This is a genomic window from Moorena sp. SIO1F2 (assembly GCF_010672755.1).
GTDB lineage: Bacteria > Cyanobacteriota > Cyanobacteriia > Cyanobacteriales > Coleofasciculaceae > Moorena.
On sequence record NZ_JAAHFV010000555.1, the window covers coordinates 1 to 2769 of the forward strand.

At 42.5% G+C, this 2769-nt stretch carries 3 protein-coding genes; 2 read left to right on the top strand and 1 reads right to left on the bottom strand.

Annotated features, from left to right (window positions below):
- Nucleotides 1-1278, bottom strand: a 1278-nt coding sequence (locus F6J94_RS32645; RefSeq protein ID WP_293047839.1) for a 5'-3' exonuclease H3TH domain-containing protein, incomplete at its 3' end; no start/stop codon positions are given.
- Between the two features lie 397 nt (nt 1279-1675).
- On the opposite strand from F6J94_RS32645, the gene F6J94_RS32650 reads away from it, so the two are divergent.
- Together F6J94_RS32650 and F6J94_RS32655 are read left to right on the top strand one after the other, a co-directional pair.
- Nucleotides 1676-1906, top strand: a complete 231-nt coding sequence (locus tag F6J94_RS32650; RefSeq protein ID WP_293047841.1) for a hypothetical protein — start codon at nt 1676-1678, stop codon at nt 1904-1906.
- Nucleotides 1907-2177: 271 nt separating this feature from the next.
- The gene (locus F6J94_RS32655) at nt 2178-2354 is read left to right on the top strand and encodes an NblA/ycf18 family protein (protein WP_293047843.1); all 177 of its coding nucleotides are present in this window, start codon (nt 2178-2180) and stop codon (nt 2352-2354) included.
- Nucleotides 2355-2769 lie beyond the last annotated feature (415 nt).

Here is a 2769-nt window from a genome sequence, read left to right on the forward strand (position 1 = left end):
TTCCCGTGGTTCCAAATCACTAGTTTCTGTATCCCAAGCTACAGGATTTCCAGCATCGGTATAGTATTTCAGCTGTTCAACTAATTGAGTCAGCTTGTCTACAGTATCGATAATTTGTGGTTGAATCGAACCAGTATTAGACCCTTGCTCTTGAAACTCTTCCGTTTCCGCTGCACTGAAAAAGGAAATACCCTGATCTTCTTGAGTATCAGTATTGCTATCAGTATCGCTATCAGTATCGCTATCAGTATCACTATCAGTATTATTTGGGGCATCAGTTTGGATATCCTCTAGCACTACGCCACCAAAACTCTGCTGAAGTTTATCTATTTGACTGATAAATGACTTTAACTCTAACTTCTCCAATAGCGGTTTGAGCACCTTAGGATCAAATCCTTGGAGCTGACACTGGTCTAAATCAATATCGATAGGAGTATCAAATCGCAATTGAACCAAATAGCGAGCATGTTCTGCATCTGACTTACCTACTTCCAGCTTTTTCTTAACGGCACCCTTAATAGTATCAAGGGAAGCATAAATATTATCCAGGTTTTGGTATTCTTTGAGTAACTTAACTGCAGTCTTTGCTCCGATGCCCTTCACTCCAGGAATATTATCGGATGGATCGCCACAGAGGGCTTTATAATCGACAACTTGAGAAGGTAAGACTCCCAATTTTGCTTCTACTTCCTCTAAGCCATATTCTGTTGGGCCAACTGTAGCACTCCCTCTAGCAAAGGCACCACTGAGATATAAAACGGTAATCCCTTTATCTGGAGCAACGAGTTGAAATAAATCGCGATCGCCAGAGACAACTTTGACCCGATAGCCTTGATCAATAGCTTGGTGAGCTAAGGTTGCCAATATATCATCAGCTTCATAACCAGGAGAGGTTATTACTGGGATTCTTAACCCTTGTAGTAACTGCTGGAGATTCTTTACATCTGGGAGGAAATCTTCTGGTGTTTCGGTGCGATTGGCTTTATAACTAGCATCGGCTTGTTGGCGAAAGGTGGCTTCTTTGGTATCGAAAGCAATTGCGATCGCATTCGGGTTTTCTGACTCCATTACCTCTAGCAAGGATTTAATGAAGCCAAAACAGACACTGGTCGGAATTCCCGTTTTGGTGCGTAATCCACCCTGACGACTTTTGGCAAAAGCAAAATAGGAGCGAAAAGCCAGAGAATGACCATCAATTAGGATCAGTAGCGGGGATGCTGCCATTGGGTCATCCTCAGGGACCGGGGGAGAGTTGTCAGAAGAAGTAGATTTGGGCATATCCCTATTGTAGCGGTATTGTAGGGATTGCTTGTTTCTTGCCAGCTAGGGAATTCCGGATTAACTAGCATTGACCAGGTAAGTAACTAAGGATGAATCGTTAGCTGTCTAGGGTCTAGGTCAAGTAGCTAATGGGATCTCAACTATAGTTAATTAACTACTATTCCGTTAGGGTGCTGGTTGTATCTCGGGGATGCGTTCGCTTCCTGAGCGTAGCGTGGCTCAAAGGCCAATCCCATCGACGAAGCCACTGACTCAACTGTATTCATTACAATATAGTCAATTAAATACTATACCGGTAGGGTGCTGGTTGTCTTATCGGCGTTGCGTCAGTCTTTGAATGAATATCAGTAGAGTGGGCATCCTGCCCGCCCGAAAATAAATTGAAACTGGCAAGATGCCAGTTCTACGCCTGATGCCAGTTCTACGCCTGATGCCAGTTCTACGCCTGATGCCAGTTCTACGCCTGATGCCAGTTCCACGCCTGATGCCGATTCCACGGCAAGATGCCTATTCTACAGGTGCGACCCAAGGGCGATTTACTCGCCACGAGGCGCGCACCTATTGTGTTTTATCGAGTATAAGAAGTAATTATATAGCACTATCATTCATAAACTCCGAAACGTGAGTCTAGCTGACTTCTGACTTCTGACTTCTGACTTCTGCTATACCGAATTAGACAGCATCAATCCTAGCCAGGGAACTTGCTAGAAATAGTCTAGGTCATATCTAACGTCATAATGGACCAAAACCTGGTCATTTTGTCAAATAATTGTTACGATTCTTCATGAAAGGTCAGATAGGTTAACGGTTGATACATTTACCGATACCTAGCCTGATCAAAACTAGGGCTGCTGTAGCCAGCCAAAACCCATGATTAGTTTTTAAGGAGCTCAACTATGTCTAAACCAGTAGAACTTTCCCTGGAACAAAAATTTAACCTGCGGTCCTTTGAAACTCAGGTCCAGAAAATGAGCCGTGAGCAAGCTCAGGAATTCCTAATCAAACTCTATGAGCAAATGATGATGCGTGAAACAATGTACAAAGAAGTCCTAAAACACGAGTGGGGATTATAGCTAAAGCCCTAGTCTGATTGTTATTCGCCTTAATTGAGTCGCGACCTCCTTCTCTTGCTCAATTCCTTAGGTAGGAAAGGAGCTGGGGATGCTGGGGCGTAAACTCGAATTATATTAAGATTTAATTAAAATTAAAATTGATTGATTCAACTTATTGTTAACTATTATTATCAGGCTAAGTATTATAACCGCAGGCTTGCTTAAAGGAAATAGGATTGGCAATAACCCAATTCAGTCTAGGCAAGTCAGGATCATTAGTTGATAAATTTGTATAAATTAATGCAAAACTATCCACAGTAATTGTAAAGTGTTCTAGTCTCAAAGAAACTCTAAGAAAAAGCCATCCTCCCTGCATATGTTTCAGCATTGCCTAATCTGCACCGATTTCTCTGACGGTTTATATCGGCTAGTAGAG

Bases quoted from the DNA above. Each gene is read 5' to 3' on its own strand.
- F6J94_RS32650 (WP_293047841.1), top strand. From the start codon at position 1,676: ATGCCAGTTCTACGCCTGATGCCAGTTCTACGCCTGATGCCAGTTCTA.
- F6J94_RS32655 (WP_293047843.1), top strand. From the start codon at position 2,178: ATGTCTAAACCAGTAGAACTTTCCCTGGAACAAAAATTTAACCTGCGG.